Annotated in this window: 3 protein-coding genes and 1 tRNA gene; 3 read left to right on the forward strand and 1 reads right to left on the reverse strand. The window is 48.6% G+C overall.

What is annotated here, in order from left to right; genetic code table 11:
- Nucleotides 1-1561 (reverse strand): WD40/YVTN/BNR-like repeat-containing protein (locus ABYP73_RS12400; protein WP_372974539.1); only part of this gene is annotated, 1561 nt, incomplete at its 3' end.
- Between the two features lie 313 nt (nucleotides 1562-1874).
- Here ABYP73_RS12400 and ABYP73_RS12405 point away from each other — a divergent pair.
- From ABYP73_RS12405 to ABYP73_RS12415, 3 genes are all read left to right on the forward strand, one after another.
- Nucleotides 1875-2636, forward strand: a complete 762-nt coding sequence (locus tag ABYP73_RS12405) for a hypothetical protein (protein ID WP_372974540.1) — start codon at nucleotides 1875-1877, stop codon at nucleotides 2634-2636.
- Nucleotides 2637-2774: 138 nt separating this feature from the next.
- Nucleotides 2775-2846: transfer RNA gene (locus tag ABYP73_RS12410), tRNA-Arg, on the forward strand.
- Nucleotides 2847-3108: 262 nt separating this feature from the next.
- A partial coding sequence (locus tag ABYP73_RS12415) for a hypothetical protein (RefSeq protein WP_372974541.1) occupies nucleotides 3109-3406 on the forward strand: 298 nt, incomplete at its 3' end.

The following is a 3406-nucleotide window of genomic DNA, read 5'->3' on the forward strand; positions in this document are numbered from 1 at the left end:
CCCTGTATGATGCGAAGTACAGACGGGAGGGTTTATGCGGACTCACCAGGATAGGAGCATCCCAGTTATAACGCTCATGAGGTTCACCTGCGCGGGGTTGAGGTTGTATAAAAACCCTGTCTCCAGTGATCAGATCTACCCGGTGCAGGCCCCCTTGCTGGGTCTCTGCGTAGATAATGTGGTTGTAAACAGGGTCGGTGGCCGACTGGTGGCCGTCTGCACCCAGGGTTTTATACCAGTGTGCGTTCCGTATGCCCTGCTGCTCATCAGTACGGGAAGGTCCACCTGCGGAACCATTATCCTGTGTTCCGCCAAAAATATGATAGAATGGCTTTTGGTTGTTCACTGCCACCTTGTAGAATTGAGTTAGCGGCAGGTTCTTGATATATCTCCATGTCTGCGCCAGGTCGAAACTTTCGTAGATGCCTGCGTCTGTCCCTACCAGGAGGTAATCCGGATCATCTGCCCGGAAGGCGATGGCGTGGTTATCGGAGTGTTTGTCTTCTTCCCTGAGTTGTACAAAGGTCTTTCCTCCGTCATCGGAGGTAAGGATACGAACGTTCATCAAGTAGAGGCGGTCGAAGGCATGCGGACTCGCATAGAGTTCCTGATAGTAGTGCGGCCCGGTACCGCCGGAAACCGTGTTCGACATTTTCTTCCAGGAAGCCCCTCTATCTTCGGAGCGATACACGGCCCCCTGGGTTCGGTCGAGTTCGATGGCGGCGTAGACCACATCCGGCTGCTGAGGGGAAATGGCGATCCCGATCTTCCCCATATTGGAACTGGGCAGGCCGGAACTTAATTTTTCCCAGGTTTCACCCCCGTCCTCTGATCGGTGCAGGCCTGAATCCGGTCCACCGCCCATTAGTGCGGCTACGGTTCTGTGCCTTTGCCAGGTAGCGGCATAGATGCGGTCGGGATTCCTGGGATCGAGCATGATGTCCGTGACCCCGGTCCATTCATTTCCGCCGAGTACCTTATTCCAGGTAGCTCCTCCGTCTACGGATTTGTAGAGTCCTCTTTCCCCCCCTTTATTCCAGAGCGGACCCTGAGCGGCAACCCAGATCACATCAGGGTTATCCGGGTGAACGATGATCTCGGAAATGTGCTCGGAAGCTTTCAGGCCCATATTTTTCCAGCTACTGCCCCCGTCCTCACTTTTGTAGACGCCATCGCCCCAGGCCACGTGGCGACCTCCCACATTTTCTCCTGTACCCACCCAGATGGTGGAGGGATTGTTGGGGTCAATGGTCAGGCAGCCGATGGAATATGTACTCTCCTTGTCGAAGATTGGGGTCCAGGTAGTCCCGGCATTCACGGTTTTCCAGACGCCACCGGAACCTACGGCTACATACCAGACATTGGGATCATCCGGGTGCAATGCGATGTCGGCGATCCGCCCGGAAAGAAAGGCAGGGCCTACATTCCGGAGTTTGAGTCCGTCCAGGGAGAGTTTTTCTTTAGCAGATACATCCGCCCCGGAACTTCCGCGGTTCCTTTGCGAGAATCCGAGGGAGGCGATGAGCAGAAAAGCAAGGGTTAAGAGTATTCCTTTTTTCATGGATAGTGGTTTTGAATTGAAATTAGAAGGAGCTTAAAATACGATAAAAAATGAAATTAAGGGAGATCCTTAGGAGGAGAAAAATCATGAGGAAAAAGGATCGGATCCACTGTCTGAAATCGGGGTATAGCAATATACATGGAGTCATTTAATTTTAAAAACTTCGGAAGTGTAAGAATTCCTTTGGACTTATCTCAATGTGTCTTCCATTCTGTATGTAAACCCTTCAAAATCAAATAAAAACATGTGTTTAAAAGGGGGTTGGTAAGTCTTTTAGTTGTATATTGATGGGATAACCAAAAACCCAACCATTATGAAAAAAGCAGTAGTATTTTTAATGGCGTTCTGTATGAGTGCCCATTTGTTCAGTCAGCGGAATGACAACGCTGAGTACTGGAATACATGGCGGTACACCGCAAAGGAAGGAATGCAGCAAAAATTTGAAGAAGCTGCGGCTAAGAAAACGGCCATGTTCAACACCACTCCGGAAACGGCAATCGTCACGTATCGATTTATCACAGGACCCAATTCGGGAACCTATATGCGGATTGAAGCCCGGAAATCGCCGGCAGATTATGATAAGGATCGTTCTGCAGAAGGAAATTACTGGCGGGATAACGTCAGCAAATACGCAGCCAACAACGGGGGGCAGGTAAGATGGCAACTCCTTAACGGGGGGACCATAAACTATGACCCGGAAAATCCGGCACCTCCAGCCAAATTCGTCAGGATGGTCACCTTTAATGTGAAGGCTGATGGTGTAAGAGCATTCAGGAGGTGGATGTACAGAGCTTCCAAGGTCATCGAAAAGAGAGGTAATAAAAATCCCAGGATGCTGTTCAGATTGGAGAGTGGGGGGAATCGCAATCAGTTCGTCCTGGCGCTACCTTACGAAAGCCATAAAAGGACAGATCCACCCAGGGAGAATGAAAATACCTGGCGTGAAGATTACAATGAACTCTTTGGCTGGGGAACATTTGAGGAAGATGGAGAGAATATCGATGCCTCTTTCGAATTCTGGGGAGAACAGGTAGAGACTTTGCAACTGGTCCCTGCCATGTCGACAAAGATGTAGAATACTGAAACAATAAATTAAAAACCCCGCATAAAGCGGGGTTTGTCGTATAATTCAGGGAACAGGGTTAACCTTATTTATTTGTAAACTTGTTTTAAAAATAGGGAACAAGATGGTATATTTGCCATCCCAATAAATGGCCTCATAGTTCAACGGATAGAATAGAAGTTTCCTAAACTTTAGATCCAGGTTCGATTCCTGGTGAGGCTACAGATAAGCACAAAAGGCCTTTGCGATGAGCAAAGGCCTTTATTTTTGCGAACGGGCCGCGGAAAACTTGTTTTCCAGTGTCCCGGGCCAAAAATAAACCCAACTGCGGAAGCAGTTGGTCTTTTGTATTTTCAGAATGCGGTTGGCTAATCCTGGTGAAATTAGGAGGCCTTCTTGTACCCCCTGATTATTCCGAAATCTTACTTATCTTAGACAAAGGGGTCTGATCAGATGAATCGGTAGGCCTCCATAACCGCCAACAATGAAACCATCCTCCCTGGGAAAAAGTACCGCTGAGGCCCGAGCTGTTTACGATAAAATGATCGAGGTCTTTTTCTTTTTCGCTCCCATTGAAGGGTTTGATGAGCTCGTTTATCCGGATTTCCTGGGATACGGTACTGCGGCACATGAATTTTTTAAGGACAGGGAGGCCGTAAAGCAAATGGCCAAATTACAGGCTGAACAACTCAAGGAGACAAAATTCTCCCTGACCCGGAAACCTGTCAATGAAAAATTTTTGTCGAACGGATCTGTTTACCTGATCCTGGAGGATTTTGAGC

The organism is Muriicola sp. (genome assembly GCF_041567615.1).
Lineage (GTDB): Bacteria > Bacteroidota > Bacteroidia > Flavobacteriales > Flavobacteriaceae > Muriicola.